Source organism: Cardinium endosymbiont of Culicoides punctatus (assembly GCF_004354815.1).
Lineage (GTDB): Bacteria > Bacteroidota > Bacteroidia > Cytophagales > Amoebophilaceae > Cardinium.
In genome coordinates this window covers 34,882-54,407 of sequence record NZ_QWJI01000014.1, presented here as the reverse complement: position 1 = coordinate 54,407, position 19,526 = coordinate 34,882, and the positions used below count along the sequence as shown (strand labels likewise).

Annotated in this window: 13 protein-coding genes and 1 pseudogene; 5 read left to right on the top strand and 9 right to left on the bottom strand. The window is 36.0% G+C overall.

All coding sequences use genetic code 11. The annotated features are described in order from the left end of the window. From CCPUN_RS02940 to CCPUN_RS02925, 4 genes are all read right to left on the bottom strand, one after another. Nucleotides 1–3,892: DEAD/DEAH box helicase (locus CCPUN_RS02940; protein ID WP_133282091.1), on the bottom strand; the 3,892-nt coding region annotated here is incomplete at its 3' end. Between the two features lie 111 nt (nucleotides 3,893–4,003). Continuing rightward, nucleotides 4,004–5,269: a hypothetical protein gene (locus tag CCPUN_RS02935; protein ID WP_133282090.1), complete on the bottom strand. Its 1,266-nt coding sequence runs from the start codon at nucleotides 5,267–5,269 to the stop codon at nucleotides 4,004–4,006. A gap of 3 nt (nucleotides 5,270–5,272) precedes the next feature. Continuing rightward, on the bottom strand, nucleotides 5,273–5,968 hold the full coding sequence (locus CCPUN_RS02930; RefSeq protein ID WP_133282089.1) for a hypothetical protein: 696 nt from the start codon (nucleotides 5,966–5,968) through the stop codon (nucleotides 5,273–5,275). Between the two features lie 83 nt (nucleotides 5,969–6,051). Continuing rightward, on the bottom strand, nucleotides 6,052–8,106 hold the full coding sequence (locus tag CCPUN_RS02925; RefSeq protein ID WP_165941922.1) for an ankyrin repeat domain-containing protein: 2,055 nt from the start codon (nucleotides 8,104–8,106) through the stop codon (nucleotides 6,052–6,054). A gap of 748 nt (nucleotides 8,107–8,854) precedes the next feature. On the opposite strand from CCPUN_RS02925, the gene mutY reads away from it, so the two are divergent. Continuing rightward, nucleotides 8,855–9,934 carry an A/G-specific adenine glycosylase gene (gene mutY / locus CCPUN_RS02920; protein WP_133282087.1) on the top strand — a complete coding sequence of 360 codons (1,080 nt, stop codon included), beginning with the start codon at nucleotides 8,855–8,857 and terminating at the stop codon, nucleotides 9,932–9,934. A 19-nt stretch (nucleotides 9,935–9,953) separates the two neighbouring features. Here the strand turns inward: mutY and CCPUN_RS02915 are convergent, their stop codons facing one another. The 5 genes from CCPUN_RS02915 to dapF all read right to left on the bottom strand — a co-directional run bounded on the left by CCPUN_RS02915 (nucleotide 9,954) and on the right by dapF (nucleotide 16,477). Continuing rightward, a complete protein-coding gene (locus CCPUN_RS02915; RefSeq protein ID WP_133282086.1) occupies nucleotides 9,954–11,156 on the bottom strand; it encodes an anaerobic C4-dicarboxylate transporter family protein in 1,203 nt (400 codons plus the stop codon). 33 nt (nucleotides 11,157–11,189) lie between these two features. Then, a complete protein-coding gene (locus CCPUN_RS02910) occupies nucleotides 11,190–12,518 on the bottom strand; it encodes an anaerobic C4-dicarboxylate transporter family protein (protein WP_133282085.1) in 1,329 nt (442 codons plus the stop codon). 140 nt (nucleotides 12,519–12,658) lie between these two features. Beyond that, nucleotides 12,659–13,987, bottom strand: a complete 1,329-nt coding sequence (ffh, locus tag CCPUN_RS02905) for a signal recognition particle protein (protein WP_133282084.1) — start codon at nucleotides 13,985–13,987, stop codon at nucleotides 12,659–12,661. Nucleotides 13,988–14,015: 28 nt separating this feature from the next. Beyond that, nucleotides 14,016–15,254 (bottom strand): M16 family metallopeptidase, encoded by a 1,239-nt coding sequence (locus CCPUN_RS02900; RefSeq protein ID WP_133282083.1) that lies wholly within the window; start codon nucleotides 15,252–15,254, stop codon nucleotides 14,016–14,018. Between the two features lie 419 nt (nucleotides 15,255–15,673). After that, entirely contained in the window at nucleotides 15,674–16,477 is an 804-nt protein-coding gene (gene dapF / locus CCPUN_RS02895) for a diaminopimelate epimerase (RefSeq protein ID WP_165941921.1), read from the bottom strand. Nucleotides 16,478–16,722: 245 nt separating this feature from the next. On the opposite strand from dapF, the gene CCPUN_RS02890 reads away from it, so the two are divergent. From CCPUN_RS02890 to CCPUN_RS04910, 4 genes and pseudogenes are all read left to right on the top strand, one after another. Continuing rightward, nucleotides 16,723–17,379: a hypothetical protein gene (locus tag CCPUN_RS02890; RefSeq protein ID WP_165941920.1), complete on the top strand. Its 657-nt coding sequence runs from the start codon at nucleotides 16,723–16,725 to the stop codon at nucleotides 17,377–17,379. Between the two features lie 8 nt (nucleotides 17,380–17,387). Beyond that, nucleotides 17,388–17,771: a membrane protein insertion efficiency factor YidD gene (gene yidD, locus CCPUN_RS04800; RefSeq protein WP_240034345.1), complete on the top strand. Its 384-nt coding sequence runs from the start codon at nucleotides 17,388–17,390 to the stop codon at nucleotides 17,769–17,771. Nucleotides 17,772–17,867: 96 nt separating this feature from the next. Continuing rightward, nucleotides 17,868–19,355, top strand: coding sequence for a glycine--tRNA ligase (locus CCPUN_RS02880; RefSeq protein WP_133282080.1), 1,488 nt, complete (start codon nucleotides 17,868–17,870; stop codon nucleotides 19,353–19,355). Between the two features lie 41 nt (nucleotides 19,356–19,396). Beyond that, nucleotides 19,397–19,456, top strand: a pseudogene (locus CCPUN_RS04910) (transposase-like zinc-binding domain-containing protein); the annotation flags it as partial. Between the last annotated feature and the right edge of the window lie 70 nt (nucleotides 19,457–19,526).

Below are 19,526 nucleotides of genomic sequence, written 5' to 3'. Positions count from 1 at the left end.
TAGATATATCAGTGCCCCTACCAGCAATATTGGTTGCTAAGAGGATCTCACCAGCGAAAATTTCTTTTTTCGTAAAACTGCCATTAGTTCCTTTCTGAACTTTCGAAATAGTAGCCTCTTGAGTAGAGCTGCCTTCCTTATCTTTAGATGTACTATCCTCTGTAATGCTATGGGATACTTGCTCTATGGCGCCCGTATAGGTAAAGAGCTTTTTTTCTTCATATTGCTTTTTAAGCAAGGTATGCAATGTATCCACTTGGTGAATGTACTTGCATATGACCAAGGCAGCGCCACCAGAACGAGCATGGGTTAATACATGATCAATAATCGACTCCGTCCAAGCTTCTTGTTGATGAAAGACTAATGAACGACGCTCTTTGCATATATAGGGGCTATTATTAGATTGGCCCTCTATAACGATCTGCTTATGAGGAGGGACTACGATACAGTCTAATGCATACTTATCGGATAAAAAACTACGGGTATTTTGGTCCCCTAGAGTACCAGTAAGGCCATATATATGGCCTTTATAACGGCTAAAAAAGCCTACATTGGTGATCGTATTGGTCGAAACAGACTCTGGGGTAATCACAAGATTCTCCTTGATTTGTAAGGCTTGGGTGAGACCATTGTTCCACACCATACTGCGTTCTAATACCCCTGTATGATCACAATCAATCGGGATGATACGTCCTTCTTCTACAGTGTATTGGCCTTCTTTTTTTAAAGCAAAACTACCATAAAAGATATTTTTTACCCAATGGGGTACTTGAGACTGGGCATAGCTACGTAAGTGGTGAGGTGTATGGAGAAAAGGTGTAGGAGGTAAACTAGAATCGGCATCTTTTTCTTCTTTTGGATCGGTAGGTGCTGTGGTGTCTTGTTTATTTTTATTTTTTTCATTTTGTATATATGCATCATGTGCTTTCTTCCATTTCGTATTCAGAACTTGAGACTCTTCTGCAGTGGGGGTACGGAGCAATGTATTAAGGTAATCCTCCGAATTTTTTATCATAAGGGTTTCCTGATCAACAGGGCTACCTAAAGGAATGATATAGGATGACTCCTCTTCTTCACTAAGTTTTACCGATTGGTTGTTTATAAATAATTGAATTTCTTTACCATCTGTTATAAAATCTTGTTTAACAAAATAGATAGTTCCTTTACGATCTATACAATGGTTTTTGATCCGTTGTTGATGACCCCAGGCAGCAGCTATGGGAAGCTCTAAATGGGTCATATGAGGCGCATGCTCAGATAGATAGGTAGAGTTAAGGCGGTTATCGAATAACATGCTATCGGCTTCATCTACAATGGCTACCTGAAAGCCGCGGTTCCCACGGATATCTTTACCAGAAAATTCTGTACGTAGTATGTCTCCTTGGAAATTGCTGGGTGTACCATAGAGAATATCGCTCTGATAGAGCGTTTTCTTTATCTCATCTGCGATTGGTTTACCATTTTTCCTAGGACTGTTTGCTTCTACTGTGAGACCAAAAAGGGAAAAAAGAGGGGATTGTTCTTTGGCTTCTCGGGTAGAAAGCTCTGTAGAAGTAGTAAGTATGTCTACTTTTTTTCCTTGTAGGCTATGAAGTATAGCCAACATCGCTATGATCAAAGATTTACCCTCTCCGGTATTGATCTGTGCAATGCGACCCCTACTTTTTGATTGATCATTATGGTAAAGGGAAAGCGTAGAAAGAAGTTGAGTGGTGCGTGGGGTAATCTTATGAACAATGGATACGCCACGCATAATAACGGCCAATTGCTCAGTAATGGGAACGCTATTGGGTTTTCTTTTATAGGCATCAGACCAGTGCTGAATGGTTTTATCATTCCATTGAGAGATGGGCCCTTTTCCGGGTGCTAGTTGTGAAGTAGATTGATAAACAGAGCGTAAAGATGAATAGTCTTTAGATATCTGGTCATCTAAATAGGAAACAGCTGGAGATTTTTCCTTTAAAAGGGCAATCAATTCATCGTCATCATAGGTATGGGTGTATTTAAAAACCTTTTCTTGTAGATAGTCATGAATGGCTTCGGGCCAGTATTTAGGGTCCTTGCCTTCTAGAAGATCTAGAGCGGATATGAGTACGTCAGGGGAAAGAAGATGGTCGGATAGTAGGGTAAGTGATTGAAGCCATTTTTCAATTAAATCCTTTTGTTCTGATGATGGAGCATCTTCATATCGTTCATGGATATAGGTCAGATGCTTATCCAAATGGGTGTGTTTAATGCCGTCATGTAAAAAATGTTGTAATAAAGGAGCAAGTTTTGGCGTTGCACTATAAAGGGTAGTATGCTGAGTGGATAACGCGTATTGGGAAAGTATACTGGGAATGAGGGACCAAGGTAATGGGCATTCCGCCTTTTGGTAAGGGTGTATGGCTTGAAAAAAGTAAACATAAGGAACTTGATATTTAGCCATGTAGATCAAACAAGACAAGACAGGGTTTGTATCTTTATCAATATCTGGTGAGATGGTAATACAATCAAGAAGGGATTGAATCTGATGGGCATCCCAGGGTAAACTGGACATATATTTTAACAATCGAGGGGTTGTGTGCAAAGAGGGGTGCGTCGTTAAAAGCCAATTCTTTCGAAACTGAAAAAGCCAATTATCGGGGTGGTCCACTAGAGTGGTTAACTGGGAATCTATATAAGGGGTAAAAAAGCTAAGTAAAGCGTTTAATGTAACAATATCTAAGTTATAAGTAACTTGAAGTACTTGTAGGTGGACCAATAGATTACCTAATTCTTCGGGAGGATAGATAGATTTAATCTGAGACCAAAGCGTTGTAAAGGTGTCTTTGTGTAAGGATAAAGGAAGTGTTTCGTCACTGATCATAAGGCTGGATTCAACTAGATTATCAGCCATTTTTTGATAGTCAGGAGGGGTAGTTCTACGTTCTGATTGAGGTTGTTCTTGGTCTTCTTGCTGATCCTGGTCTATGTTAGCTTCTTCTTGGATTGATCCTTGTCTATTCGATCCTGTGGATTCCTCTGCGTTTGCTTGTTGGGATGTGGTACTATTTTCACCTTCTATAGGAAATAATCGATCACCGGGTACATTTTTTTCTTGATTTGCTCCATGCTCTTGTATCGTATAATAGGGGATGTTCTTATGCTCAAAGCCATAAACACTGGCTGAAAAAAAGGTTTGCTGTTCTTCACTATAGTAATGACATGATTCATTTTTTTTCCATTGTTTATTACGATCAAAACCATGCTGCTGCTGCCAATCGATAAATTTTTCTGCTGGAACAGAAACATGATATAAATGGTCAGTATTATCAACTGTAAGTATAATATATGCTGCAAGGCGAATATCTGAATGAACTTTAAGAATAGTTGCTTTTATTCTAGTATCGTTTTGTTCACTATAGTACCAACAGATATCCCCTGCTTGCCATTCTATTTCATGAGAATTAGATGCTTCCCCGGTAGCATCGCCTTCTGCACCTCCCGGTAATCCCATGCTACCAATGTAAATTAGACCAGTGGTACCTGTTTTTGTGGAAGGGAATATAACATGAATATGACGGGAATGCCACGCTGGTGTATAGTTAGATAGGATCTCTACACTGTAGGGATTTTGGCAACGAATAGGCAGGTTCTCGAATGTTCGACTAAAACCTTTAGGTAGGTTTTCTGCTACAGAGGCAATCCATTTTTTTTGTGATGCTTGTTTAAAGTGTACTTTATGTCCTCCTTTGGATATATAAGTAATCGGATCAGGAGCTATAAACAAAGGACCGTTTTGCAAGGGCTGTGACTGCTTGCGGTGCTTGATGGCCCTCCAATGGAATGAAGTGTGACTTTGACAGCTGGACAGCAACTGACCAAATAACAGTATATGGGCAATAAGACGCTTACATGGGAAATGAATCATAAAAACTATTTTAAATCAATCTAATTTATATTTATATGAAACAAATGCGTCTATTATCGCATTACTAACTTCGGGTAGTCTTTCCTAAGAGCAGCGACTCAATATATTTCTTTATTTCTTTATTTTAGATATATCGTTTATATCTTCCACTACATTAACTGGGATATGAGGTATAATAGACGGAACAGCTTCATTAAGAGACATTCCTTTTTCTAACAGTTCTGCTAAGACTTCTCTACCCCCATCTGTATTTGCTGTGATCGTAAATAAAGCTTGAGCAGATAAGCCATCTTTGGTGCTAATTTCAGTCTCATTCTCAGTGCTAATATTAGTTTCAGAATCAGTACTGGTATTAGTATCAATGTTAGTGCATTTAGGAACAGCATAATAAGTATTGTTTAGCACTTCTGCTGTTCTTTTAATAGCTTCATTTTTTTTGCATTCTTGTTCCGCTTTGCATGCTTCTGCATTAACTTGTTGAGCTATCTCCATCATATCATTTTCTCTTTTTTCATTGTTTACCAACTGATTTATAGGTCTAATAATTGATCGATCAACATTAATCCTAGAACGAATTTTTTCCATTTGTCTCTTCATACATCCACAACATGTACGGCAATATGCCTCACAGATGGAACATTGATTGCACCTAGGGCAACTACTCCAATGGAGTCTACACATTTTACTGCGCACACATCCATTTTTATCTGTACCACAATGACTCAAACAGAATCTCCTGGTAAGAGTAGTTTCATAATTGTCTCGGCTACACTTATGGCCCAAAAGTTTATAAAGTTCAACTCCACTTATATATAATGTATTGGCACCTAATGTAACAAAGTGGCTTCCAATAGTCCAAGCCCAGGCTAAACCACTCTCTCCTTCATCACAGGCGAGTCCACATTGCTCGCATATCCACCATTTGTTAAAACACAAACATTTATCACATGCATATGGCCACCAATATCCTCCACCACGCAATCCACACGAACCTATATAGATATGAGCATCATCAATTACCATATGGTTACGTGAGAGCCACGAGCCATCTCGGATACTTGAAAGAGAAATACCCTTCTCCCATATGACCATATAGGTTTTTTCATGTGAAAATTTATCTCTGAAATCTGTAATGGTAGCCTTCCATTGCCCTGGGTTATCTGTATCTGGATATATGGCTATCTTTTTACCATGATCTAATTCAAAGGCCGTAATACTACCATTCTTATGGCCACCAAGTGAACAAATGGATGTATCATTCATTTTAGATAACTCAAAGGTAGCCTGTGATTGCATATTGTTTTGCAAACAAGTGGTTTTATTACAACCGGATAAAAAAGTATTTATAAATAAAATACCAGCAAATATTTTTTTCATAGTTTATACTTTTTTTACTCCACGTACAATCACTTCAGGATCTTTTCTTCCACAATTTGAACAAATCAAATTCCTAGCTTTCCAATTACAATCTTCGATGGTTGTTTTGCAGGATGCACATCGCATTACCACACACCCACAACATTGTTTACATGGTTTTTGACAATAAGGACAAGCATGACATCCAGGACACATAACTATATGACTCTTGCAACCACAATTACAGTGTTTAGCACATTCCCAGTTAGGACAAAACCATTTACAGTATTTACATATAAGCCGATACTCCCTACATTCTGGTCTATTACAAATGGAAAATTTTTTCGTATCACAAGTAACAGAAGTGGAAGAGCTATTATTCCCACCACCACGCAACACACACGGACCTATGTAGAGATGAGAATTACCCATTTCCATATGGTGTCGTGAGAGCCACGAGCCATCTCGGATACTTGAAAGAGAAATACCATTTCCCCATATGATCGTATAGGTTTTTTTATATGAACAGTCTGTAATGGTCGCCTTCCATTTCCCCGTGTTATCTGTATCTGGGTATATAGCCATCTTTTTACCATGCCCTAATTCAAAGGTCGTAACACTTCCATCCTTATGGCCACCAGGTGATTCAAACGCAGTTATTTTATTACAACCAATTAAAAAAGTATTTATGGCTAAAATACCAGCAAGTATCTTTTTCATAGTTTATTATATTACTTTATGTACTGATATTCATCGATCTAAGTGTTTCTACCATCTCATACATTGTATAGCATCACACTAAGTTATTTTTTCAATGTTCTTTGTTCTTCAATACCTAACAATCGATCATGTTCTTTTTTTGCTTGTCGTTCACGCTCTTGTTGACAAGCTAATACTTGTTCTCTTACACATGCACAATTAGGGCATCCACAGCAAGATTCGCAGTTATTGCATAAAGTCTCACAGTGATGGGCACAATGGCAAAGACAATTATCATTAGGACAATGAAATCCACATTTAGTACATTGATACCGATTAGAACACTTACAAACATCTTGAATACTTGAAGAATCTGGTGGGATTTGGTCGCAGTTATTTTTTTTATTTACCTTAGCTCCCTTTTCTATTAATAGATCAGCTACAACTTTATGGCCGTATTGCTCTGCATCATCAAGAGGTGTATATCCCCATTTATCTCTTTCATTTACATTCGCTCCATTATTTATAAGTAACTCGGCTACAGATGTATGTCCATTTTTTGCTGCTACATAAAGAGGGGACCAACTATTATTATTTTTTTTATTCACCTCGGCTCCTTTATTTATGAGTAACAAGACTACAGATGTATGACCATTGATTGTTGCCACATAAAGAGGAGTGTCTCCCCATTTATCTTCTTCATTTACATTCGCTCCATTATTTATAAGTAACTCGGCTACAGATGTATGTCCATTTTTTGCCGCTGCATAAAGAGGAGACCAAATATTATTATTTTTTTCATTTATCTTAGCTCCTTTATTTATGAGCAATTTGGCTACATCTACACGACCTTTTCTTGCTGCCAAATAAAGAGCAGACTGACCATTATTTTTTATATTTACATCGATACCCTTAATTTCCAATAGTGCTTGTACGCTTTCTATATGGCCATTTTCAACGGTCCAGTGTAATAACTCTTTTCCATTATCTTCATCTACCTCAATACCAGGTATGGATAACAATGCTACAATAATATCTGGAGATTCTCTATTTTTCATTGCATAATTAAGAGCGCTCATGCAATAGCTATCGGTTTCATTTATATCGATTTTACGTGTAGCAAGCAGCATGTTTATGATTACTGTATGGCCTCCTATAACTGCTAGATGTAGGGGTGTTTTTCCCTCACTATTGTTTGTATTTAGATCAACCCCTACAGTGGCTAATATACTTTCCAATATTTTTACATAGCCATGCTCTGCTACCAAATGGAGAACAGTGTTACCTTTGCTATCCCTAAAGTGTAATAGGCCTTTTTCTCTTATAAGCAATGCTTTAAGACACATAATGTTGCCTAGCTGCATAGCCAATTCCAATAAGGATATGCCAGTATCATCTTTGCTATAAATATCAACTCGAATGCCCTCTTTATGCGATAAGGCTTCTATACAACGATCCTGTTGATTAGCAATAGCCCAACGAAGAAGTTTGTCCGTATCACTATTCATGCAGTGGTCACAGGCAACATTACTATCTGCTTTAATCAATAATTCAATAACATACGGATTGCCATAACGCAAAGCTAAACATAAGGGAGCATCACCTGAATGATCTCGCTTATTGGGATTACTTCCTTTGTTTAATAATTCTTTTACACAATTAATGTCTCCATTCATTACTGCCCAATGCAATGGTGTTTTTCCTTCTGAATCGGTAATATTTATAGAAGATCCTGCCTCCAACAAGGTTTGTATAATAGACGAATAACCACGGCTAGCTGCTATATGTATGGGTTGTATTTGGAATGGTTCTATTAAACTATCTATATCTGCACCATGCTCCATAAGTAAGGGGATACAAGCATTTTCCTCTTTGTAAATCGCCAAATGGAGTGGCGTAATACTACCCATTGCTGCAATTTTTTTGTTGATATACTCCGGATGCTCTAAACAAAGCTGTTTCACAACAGTATGATTACCTATCCAGACAGCATGGTGTAGTGATAACTCCTCTTGTTTGTTTTCTTGGAAAGATTTCTTTAAAAACGAACCTATTTCTTTTATCAACTTTTCCCATTCTGGTTCAACAAGCACAGGGGAATTGTTGCAACCAACATGAGAATCTTGTGCAGAACTAGAAGCAACACTTGTTCCAGCCATTGTTCCAGTGGCTGATTGGTCAGGTTTAATATTATAGTTATGATTTAACCTACTGCAAGCGGTAGTAAAGCATAAAAACGCAATACATATTAATATGAAATGGGCATATGTACATGAGCGGTGATGATGTATATACATTGCATTATATTATTTAATCGTATAAAGTACATAACATAAACTTTCACGTCTTAACTTTAAGACATATACATATTGAGATATAGAGACTGATTTTGTATTTCCATATAATATCAATTATTATAAACCAATTTTTCTCTTTATATTTTCAATCAATACTAATTAAAAAAAGAGCACTCTTTTTTAAGAGAAATACAAAATTCATAGTGCCTTAAACACAACACAGTATAGGTAATTTTTTTGTAAAAACAAGATTTTTTCATTTTTTACAAATACACATATGCTAGTAAATTGTACAGTACTGTAAATCATCCAATAATAGGAATCTGTTATATGTTGTGCATATCTGTCAGGACTTTAGCACTTTGAGTTGAAAACACTGTGTATAAACCAGTCTATTAAAATAGCTAAATATTAATTTTTTGATTATATGATCTTTTAAAGATATTTATATAAAAAACAGAGAAAAAATCTATATAGTATGTGATGAACATACAACCTTCATATAAATTTATTATTTTACAGTAGTATTAAACTATAAATAGCAATTCATTCAATGCTTTATTGAAATATGAAAAATTTGCTTTTTAGTGCTACTAAAATAGTGTATTGAATGGCTATTCCTTACTCCGTTTTTCGTGATCTGCTATGCTCATGGTATAAAGTACACCAACGTTTTTTACCTTGGCGTACTACCAAAGACCCATATAAAATATGGCTATCGGAAGTCATTCTACAACAGACAAGAGTGGCACAGGGATTGCCTTACTATGAACGTTTTATAGCCCAATACCCTACTGTAATAGCATTAGCTAAAGCAACGGAACAAGAGGTTCTTCGCATATGGCAAGGCTTAGGTTACTATAGCAGGGCACGTAACTTACATTACTGTGCACAAACAGTTGTGAAACAATATAATGGCATATTTCCTAGTAGCTATCAAACATTATTGAAACTAAAGGGAATAGGTCCCTATACAGCTGCGGCTATTGCTGCAGTATCTTCTAAAGAAATCGTAGCCGCAGTAGATGGTAATGTTTACAGAGTATTGACACGTATTTTTGGCCTCACGGAGGACATTGGTACAACATATGGTAGAAAACAAATCCATCAACTTGCAACTGCTTTGGTAGATCAAGACCAACCTGATGTATATAGTCAAGCTATTATGGATTTTGGTGCATTACAGTGCACACCAGCTGCACCCCTTTGCGTTACTTGTATCTTTAATCCGTACTGCGTTGCCTTCCATACAAATAGTCAAAAAAAAATCCCTATTAAAACAACCAAACTAAATAAAAAGCATCGTTACTTTGATTATATAGTTATTAAATACAAAAATCTGTTATATATGAAAAAACGTATCCATAATGATATTTGGAAAGGCATGTATGATTTCTATTTATTAGAGAATGAACATCGTCTGGAACTAGATCACATCAATGATCCTTTACTGGTTTTAGCACAAAAACATAACCTATCGATCATTTCTTACGAAAACGAGAAGAAACATCTATTAACCCACCAAAGATTATTTGTAAAATTCCATCATATGGAAGCAACCCAGGATTTTTTGCAAAATGGAGAAAATTTATTTAATAAATATTCTTTACATCCATTCAATCAAATTGAAGTTGACGGTTTGCCTAAACCTATATTAATACAGAATTTTTTAAAAGAATTTCTTATTTAATACTAATTGGCATTGAACATTATCCATGTCTATGTGCACCTCTCTTTCTACAAATTGCAACCATGCAAGACCTTATTATAGATAAAACATAAATAGATATAATCATTAAGGCAATATTCAAGAAAGAAAAATGATTTGATATAAACAAAGGGGCAAATACCCAAATAATAATAGGCGCGTCCATGAACAATAGACAAAAAAAGTATACTAAATAGTAAAAACTATAATTGTTAATAGCTATACCCTCTTTTAATATTTTTCCTAAAAGGATTTTATCATTATCAACTAATGTTTCTACCAACCAAACCAATCCAAAAAAGATAAAAAATTGTTGAATCCCTATTTTAAATCGATTAGATCCAACGATTTTAGCAGGCTTTATTTTCCAATACAACGTAGATAAGGCTGCAACTGCAAGTAATATTAAGGCCAAGAACATAGGAAGTTGAATTAAAAAAATCTTGTTACAGTAAATTACCCCCGTTAATCCATCCGTTTGAGGTTTTACTGACAGCAATATGGTTTGCACTAAACATAAAAGCAAAAACAACAAAATATAATTGTGCTGTTTTAGCCTACCCAGATTGGTTTCAGCTTGGACTATTGAGACTTGATTATGTTCACCATACAACTCGAATAGTTGGTCTAATTTTTTAGACCATTTGCAAGGGATAAAATATAAAATTATACCACTGAATACGATTATGGAAACGGTAATAGAGATAACCATACCAAAGATATCTAAAATGGGTAAAGCATTGTTACGCAACACCAGTAAAAGTATGATGCCTGATACAGATAAAGGGCTCACTAGTGATGCCATATGTATAGAGATATGGCTCATAACAAGCTGTTGCATGGACAATTTATTGCGTATTGCACTATCCATTTTATTAAAATACTTTCTATCTCCAGTTATAAAGGCTAAGCAATAGCAAAAGATAATAATAGATGAATAAGTATATCGACTGTATTTTTCTAGAAATTTCTTAAGATTTTCATTTAAAAAATGAAAAAAACCGACCGCATCAAGTGTAGCATTAAAGATTAACCAACTAGCTTGTAATATCATTAATTCAGAGGGGGGTGATACAGATCGTACATAGCCAGAGAAAATGAGTAAAAGCAAGCCTAATCCACTCAACAAGCCCATTGCAATGCCACCCAATCGAAATCCTATTATAAGTACCAATACCAATATAATCCATCCAATTATAGCCATAAGAAATAAAAGTTTATTGTCTAAATAAGGTGTTTAACCTGGTATAAGAATCGCAACCAGTAAAAATCCTAAGCCAACTGCTCCAATAATAGCAACTAAGCCTGGTAACATAAAACTATGGTTGAATAAATATTTACCAATTCGTGTAGTGCCAGTTGTATCTAAGTTCATAGCAGCTAACATAGTTGGATAGATAGGTATAATAAATACAGCATTAACAGCTGCTGCCGAAGCTAACAATATTTTAGGAGAAATGCCCAATGCGATTCCTAGTGGGAATATGGCCTTTATGGTAGCAGCAGAACTGCCCATGATGGATGACATAAACATTAAGATAATAGAAAACTGCCAAGGAGCGGAAAGATACTCTGAAATAAATTCCAATAGAACTGGTTTATTACACTGAACAAATGTACTGCTTAGCCAAGCAATGCCCAAAAGAGAAAGCATCCCTTGGATACCAGCAGTAAATGCTTTCCCTTGTGTAATAGACCTAGCAGGTATGCGACAAAATATCATAACCAATGCAGCAGTAGATAACATAACCAAAGGCAGAATAAAATCTGTTGGCAGCATAACTTTTGTACCATTTATTTCCCACGAGGGACGTAATGTTTTAATAGAATCCACCAGAACAATCAGCAAACTACCCAATAAAAATAATAGAATAGACCGTTTAGCTTTCTGCGTACTGCCGTGTTGAACGCAACTAACTGGTGCTGTAGCAGCAGTTGTTGCGTGACCTGTTTTTTCCTGTATGGTTGTGTAGAAAGAATCTGGCATTTTTTTATTCAACCGACTGACCACCAAGGTTGCAATCATTAAACCGCCAATAGTTGCAGGAATAACAATTTTAAAAATGGTTACCATAGCTATGCCAGAAGCACTTAGAAAACCACCCAGTATAACCATCATAGAGGAAATGGGACTAGCAAGCGCGCCATGTAACGCTGCAATCACAGATAGTGAAAGTGGTCGTTCTGGACGGATACCAACTTCTTTAGACACTTCTGCAATAACAGGGAGAATAGAATAAGCAATATGATTGGTACCAGCTAAAAAAGTGATGACATAGGTAACCATAGGACTAATATATATAATGCTATGAGGATGTTTTCTAATCAGATTTTCAGCAAGTTGTACTAGGTACCCTAACCCACCTGTAGCCTCTATGGTTCCCACTGCACTAACTACAGCAGCAATACATAATATAACTTGAAAAGGAGGCTCTGCAGGCGCCGCATCTAAAAGAAACATGAACAACAACACACCCAGCCCTCCTAACATGCTTAAGCTCATGCCTTGTAGCCGAGAGCCCAAAAACGAGACAAGTAAAAGTATAATTAATCCTATAAGAAACATCTATAAAGCATTAATTTGAACAAATTCTTAGGCATTACTCAGCTAATGGAATGACTTGAACCATTTCACAAACATCCACTACAAAGATAAATAATTGGCACATAATTCTTACAATTTTACCATATATTATTGTGCCATTTTCACTTAACCTTTTTTGCCATCAGTCTGGCAAAAAAAGAAGGACCTTTCTGTTGTACTTGTTTCATCAATTTACAAACTGCATTAAATTGCTTAAGCAGTTGGGTTACTTCGTGCACGCTTTTTCCACTGCCATGGGCAATACGTTCACGGCGACTTTGGCCAATAATTTGCGGGTGCCTTTTTTCTTTAATTGTCATAGAATCCACCATTACCTCATAGGATTTAAACATATCATTATGTATAGGTAGACCTTGTAATATTTTTTCCATTCCAGGTAATAAAGAAACGATGTCTTTTATATTTCCCATCTTTTTCATCTGGCGAATTTGGTCAACAAAATCTTCCAAATTAAATTGATTCTGTTTTATTTTTTTGCTTATATTTCGGTGCTGTTCTTCGGTATATACCTGCTCTGCTCGCTCTACAAAGGAGATAACATCACCCATACCTAGAATACGACTAGCCATACGATCTGGATGAAAGATATCCAAATCTTGCATTTTTTCTCCTGTACTAATAAACTTAATAGGTTTATTGACTACGCTACGAATAGAAAGAGCTGCGCCACCACGGGCATCACCATCTAATTTCGTAAGTACAACACCATCAAAATTGAGCTGCTCATTAAAAACTTGTGCTGTATTAACCGCATCTTGACCAGACATAGCATCCACAACGAAGAGTGTTTCGGATGGCTTTAGGTTCTCCTTAAGCATACGAATTTCTTTCATCATCTCCTCATCAATAGATAAGCGTCCAGCAGTGTCTACAATTACAAGATCTATTGCTTTATTTTTGGCTTCTTTAATACCATTTTTGGCTATGGTATAGGCTTGTTTTTCATCCGGCTCTGAGTAAACAGGCACTTCCAGTTGTTTCCCTAATTTTTGTAATTGTTCCACAGCTGCAGGCCTATATACATCACAAGCAACTAAAAGGGACTTTTTATTTTTCTTGGCATAATAATGTGCCAACTTGCCAACCAAAGTAGTCTTTCCAGCACCTTGCAAGCCAGCTACTAAAATAATAGCAGGATTACCAGAAAGGCGCACTTCAGTATGCGCACCACCCATGAGAAGCGTTAGTTCATCTTGTACAAGTTTTGTAAAAAGTTGTCCCGGGGAAATGAACGTAATCACATTGGCACCAATGGCTTTTTGTTTAATAGCATCAGTAACTTGCTTAGCTACCTTATAGTGAACATCTGCTTGAACCAAGCTTCTACGGATTTCTTTGATCGTAGAAGCAACGTTTATTTCTGTAATGCGGCCTTGTCCCTTTAAGGATTTAATGGCTTTTTCTAAATTTTTGCTTAGATTTTCAAACATAATTACAATTAGTTTATGGTATCTGGATTTATGTTTTTTGAATTGGTTTGTAATAAATTGTAGTGCAACGTTGCTCTTGTAAAATATTTTGCGCTATTACCTTAACCTCTTCTAGAGAAACATTTCGAATCAGTTCGATCTCACTATTTACTAAATTTGTATTGCCCAACAAAGTTGCTGCTGCTAGATCTTGAGCTCGATGGATGAGATCTACCCGAGAAAAGACAAGATGTGTTTCCATTTGATTTTTTACTTTTTCTAGGTCAGTAGATGTAATAGATTCTATCTTTTTCAACACTTCTAATAAGGCGTTTTCCGCTTCTTCAAATGCAACATCATGCATCAAACTACCACTGATTACAAATAAACCAGGATCAAATGACTCTGTCGTATAGGTATCTATTTTGGTATAACGTTCTTGTGCTTCTACAAGATACGCATGTAGCAAAGCAGACTTACCTTCACCCAGCAAGTTACATAATACCTCAGCTGCATAATAACCCTTCATGCATTTTCCAGGCATATGATAGGCCTTGTAGATCATTTTCATAGGAACATCTCCCTCGAGCACTTTTCTCCTGGGTGATAGTTGTTCTGGCTCTTGAGGTAGTGATCTATAATTAGGTAGCCCCATTGGTATGGGTTCAAACCACTTTGTGCATAATCTTTCTACCTCTCTCAGTTTTATTTTGCCTGCTACTACTAATACAGCATTATTAGGCCTGTAAAATTGATAAAAAAAATCTTTGACGTCATCCATAGTAGCATTTTCTATATGGCTTAATTCTTTGCCTATAGTGGGCCAGTTATATGGATGCGTAGTGAAGGACATATCTGTTAAATGGTGCCATACATCTCCATACGGTTGGTTCAGGTAACGTTCTTTAAATTCTTCTATGACTACTTTTCTCTGCACTTCAAGGGATTTTTCGTCAAATGCCAAGCCAAACATACGATCAGATTCAAGCCAAAAAGCGGTTTCTAGATTTATAGCAGGCAAAGAGCAGTAATAATTCGTTACGTCTGGAGTTGTATAGGCGTTATTATCACCACCTACTTGTTGTAAAGGTGTATCATAAGATGGTATATTACGGGATCCGCCAAACATCAAATGTTCAAATAAGTGGGCAAAACCTGTTTTAGCAGGATGTTCATCTCTAGAACCTACATCGTACATTATATCAACTACAGCAATATTACTGGTTGTATCTTCATGTAAAATAACTTTTAGATCATTTGACAATGTAAACGTTTCGAAATCAATCATTTATTAATTGTAAAATTATATTAGATAGTGAACTTTGAAGTACTGCTTAAGAGAACGTATCACTAGGTTTGCATAAAAATTTGAAGCCAGATAAAAGTGTTCTTTCAGAGCTCAAAAGTTTGATCAGATCTTTGCTTAGATTTTTTTCCCATATTTTCCTGCGAGGGACCTGTTTTGTATGCATATTATTTTACAAAGTTTTTACATAAAGAATGGCAACAATTATAATACATTTAAAATTGATAAACGATAAATAAAGAACACTTCATATCCGCTTAGATAACGAAAAGTTGTAAAAAAGAAATGCAAAATAAGCTTTTTTTACTTAAAAGTAAACGCTTTTAACTTTTAACCGTATAACAAATGCATAGGGCTATATAGTCGAATGATTCTGATTTCATTGCTGGTGTTATATGCTACTACGAAACAATTTCTGGAAGATTACCAAGATCAACAACACCATGAAAAGACTGATTTACATTTCCAATCAAATATATTTCGGTAAAGTGACCATTGGGCAATCGCACAAATTTTATCCAAAGTTTGCCTCCCTTTGTTATTATTTCTATAGGACTATGTAGTCCATAATATATATGTGCAACAAGCGCACCAGCCGCAGCCCCTGTACCACAGGATAGTGGTTCTGTCTCTAGCCCACATTCACAAGTACGAAGGTGTATACTATTGCCAGATAATTGCATAAAATTGAGATTTACTCCTTCGTTTTGAAAAGGTTCCATATTCCTCCTTGGGAAACCAACTTCTTCCATATCCACATTATGAACATTTTCTACAATTTCTATGTAGTGTCGTGTTCCATTGTCTACAAAATATCCTGTATGTAATTGTTCAATAAACATGATATCTTGCAACCTAAAATAGATCAATTGATTGTTTATAGAGCCTGTATGCAGCCCATCCATAGCCCAAAACTGAGTTTTATTTTCAATAAGTCCCAATTGTTGTGCATAGTGAATAGCAGCCCTACTCCCATTGCCACACAGACCACCACCTTTACTCCCGTCTGCATTGTAGTGTAGCATTTCAAAGTCATAATATTTATGCTTTTCAATGGTAATAATACCATCCGCACCAATACCAAACTGTCTATGGCAGAGTTGTTGTGTTAGAAGTGGATCATAGGTGTATTGTTGGGTTGCAAAATTGTTAATAACGATGAAATCATTTCCAGTCGCTTGATATTTAACAAAATCTAGTCGCATAGGACCTACATGACTCATAGAACAGTTAAAAAAATATGGAATAACGTATAAACTAATACAAATATACAAATGTCTTTTTGTATTTAGTATCGAATCAATATAAATCAATCCTACATGAAAAAACTGATATCTCAAGAACACAAACTCTTTGGTATATAGAAAATTTTCTGGATATTTTGCTATACAGCTTATTTTATTTAGATTTGGATAAATATTTTTGTTGTTTACTTTCTCTATTTTGTTGTATGAATCATTCTATGATTTCCATTTCTTCTAGGCATTTTTTATTGTTTACGTATTTTCTATGTTTCTTAGGACTATTTGCTTGTGAAAAGCCCAAAGATACAGCTACCAGTATCTATCATCCGATATGGTCTGAGCTTAATGATGATGAAAAAGACCTACCTAAAGATAGATGCATATTCACAAAATTCGGTTTTGAAAGACTGCGTTTCCACGTTACAGATGGTCAACAATGTTTCAATACAAATGAAAGTACATTTTCTAAATCAGAAAAAAATATTATAGAAATTGGTAAAGAGATAACGAAATGGGTAGTAACACCTAAATTTTATGGAAGTGTAACTAGTGAAAAGTTTCCTAGAACGATGCAGCTTGGTATAAAACACAAATATGGTGGCAAAAAACATGGCTTACCAGCAACATTTCTGGAAGAGTTATTGGCAATTGAAAATGCCAAGGATGCTATAGTAATTCTTTCTACAGGTAGGCAAGGACTATTGGGCATCAGCAAAGAATTAGAAAATATGCTACAAGAAAAAAGAAAAAAAGGTGAAATAGAAAACTATTTGATATGTAACTCTACTAAGGCTATAAAGGAGCATAATGACTATGTTAAACAAGGTAAAAAGGTATTTACATTCATCTGTACCAACAGCTAACTATAAGGATGCGTAGAATTGTAATATTAGATAGGCTGAAAGCCTTATGGAATAGACTTAGAAAACAGGAACAAACTAAAACAAGTCATTCTATCCAAAGCCATTTGATGTGTGTTCCCCAAAATGAGCATACTACGCATACAGCATATATGGGAAAAATCCTAACCAGATGGTCGCGTCTACTTAGATGGTTATGTTGTTTCTGTATCACCATCTATCAATACTGTTTATCACCTTTTTTGCTACCCCTTTGTCGTTTTCATCCTACCTGTTCTGTTTATGCAAAGGAAGCGTTTACCAAGTATGGTGTATATAAAGGCACCTTACTTACCCTGCGCAGACTATTACGTTGTCAACCTTGGGGAGGGAGTGGATATGATCCTATACGCTGACCTAGCTTTGTCAAAGCACTCTGTATTAATTAAATAGAGGTATTTTTCTGTATACCAATAATTTTTCAACTAACAAATTAAACATTGAACCAACAAATGTGTACTACCAAGGATTATTCTACCAATCAAAATAACACCTTTAAAGATCTTGTTGCACATGCACAAGCTTATGGATTTATTTATCCATCGAGTGAAATTTATGATGGTCTACAAGCCATTTATGATTATGGACCTTATGGTATAGCATTAAAAAGGAACATACAAAACTTTTGGTGGCAAAGCATGACCCAACTGCACCAAAATATTGTGGGCATTGATGCTGCAATTATGATGCATCCTACTACCTGGAAAGCTTCAGGCCACTTAGATGGATTCACAGATCCAATGGTAGATAATAAAGACTCTCAAAAACGTTATCGTGTAGATTTACTTATAGAAGCTCATGCAATGCAGCTTACAGAACAGTCTAAGTCACTTGAGGCGAAAGCATTGATTGAGACGATGGAAACCTACTTACAGGAAGCCGACCTTATAGGCTTAGACAAGCTTATTCAAACATCTAATATCATATGTCCTGTTTCTAAAACAGCTAACTGGACCCCAGTTCGTCAGTTTAACTTAATGTTTTCTACCCAGTTTGGTGCTCAAAATGATGCCACAACTGTTTATCTGCGTCCAGAAACAGCACAAGGCATTTTTGTTAATTTCTTGAATGTACAAAAAACGGCACGGATGAAAATTCCTTTTGGAATTGCACAAATTGGGAAAGCCTTTAGAAATGAAATTGTAGCCCGGCAGTTTACCTTTCGAATGCGAGAGTTTGAACAAATGGAAATGCAATTCTTCATTCAGCCAGGAACAGAAAAAGAATGGTTTGATTATTGGAAAAAAACACGTATAGCCTGGTATAAGGTTTTGGGTATCCCAGATCAAAAAATACATATCCACCCACATAAGCAACTTGCCCATTACGCTGCAGATGCAATTGATATTGAATACAATTTCCCATTTGGGTTTAAAGAAATAGAAGGAATCCATTCCAGAACAGACTTTGACTTAAGTAAGCATGAACAATATGCTAAAAAGAAATTGCACTATTTTGATCCTAACTCCCAAAAGCACTATATACCATACGTTATAGAAACTTCTGTAGGTCTTGATCGACTGGTATTAATGCTTCTGAGCAATGCCTTGATAAATCAAAAAGTAGTTTCAGAAAGTGAAGCAGCGCATGGCAACAGGACATTACTTAAACTCCCTCCTCCATTAGCACCCATTAAGGCAGCCATATTCCCATTGTTAAAAAAAGAGGGCATGGAAGAGAAGGCATTAGCCATATTGGATATGCTAAAATATGATTTTCCAATTGTTTACGAAGCCAATCAATCTATTGGCAAGCGATACGTTCGACAAGATCTTATAGGTACACCTTATTGTATTACTGTTGACCATCAAACATTAGAAGATGAAACAGTAACCATACGTGAGCGAGATTCTATGGAACAGTATCGAATCACTATCGACAAAATAGCCCATCTTTTGCATGAAACAACCAACATAAAATCGCTATTGGTACAACTATAACTGACATTTTATGCTATAGCAATGGATAGGTATGATATTAGAATAATGTAGTAAAAAATGGCTTTCATAAAGACCAAAAGCAAAACTATTTATGCAAGTAAAGCATAAGTATGATACTTATTACCAGTATAAAAATATATAAAACCAGCTTAGAAAGCTTCATATCAGATA

Coding starts and splice junctions, on each gene's coding strand:
- CCPUN_RS02915 (WP_133282086.1), bottom strand. CDS start 11,156: ATGGCTATAATTGGATGGATTATATTGGTATTGGTACTTATAATAGGA.
- CCPUN_RS02925 (WP_165941922.1), bottom strand. CDS start 8,106: ATGGCTGGAACAAGTGTTGCTTCTAGTTCTGCACAAGATTCTCATGTT.
- CCPUN_RS02930 (WP_133282089.1), bottom strand. CDS start 5,968: ATGAAAAAGATACTTGCTGGTATTTTAGCCATAAATACTTTTTTAATT.
- CCPUN_RS02900 (WP_133282083.1), bottom strand. CDS start 15,254: ATGATTGATTTCGAAACGTTTACATTGTCAAATGATCTAAAAGTTATT.
- CCPUN_RS02890 (WP_165941920.1), top strand. CDS start 16,723: ATGAATCATTCTATGATTTCCATTTCTTCTAGGCATTTTTTATTGTTT.
- mutY (WP_133282087.1), top strand. CDS start 8,855: ATGGCTATTCCTTACTCCGTTTTTCGTGATCTGCTATGCTCATGGTAT.
- CCPUN_RS02910 (WP_133282085.1), bottom strand. CDS start 12,518: ATGTTTCTTATAGGATTAATTATACTTTTACTTGTCTCGTTTTTGGGC.
- yidD (WP_240034345.1), top strand. CDS start 17,388: ATGCGTAGAATTGTAATATTAGATAGGCTGAAAGCCTTATGGAATAGA.
- ffh (WP_133282084.1), bottom strand. CDS start 13,987: ATGTTTGAAAATCTAAGCAAAAATTTAGAAAAAGCCATTAAATCCTTA.
- dapF (WP_165941921.1), bottom strand. CDS start 16,477: ATGCGACTAGATTTTGTTAAATATCAAGCGACTGGAAATGATTTCATC.
- CCPUN_RS02935 (WP_133282090.1), bottom strand. CDS start 5,269: ATGAAAAAAATATTTGCTGGTATTTTATTTATAAATACTTTTTTATCC.
- CCPUN_RS02880 (WP_133282080.1), top strand. CDS start 17,868: ATGTGTACTACCAAGGATTATTCTACCAATCAAAATAACACCTTTAAA.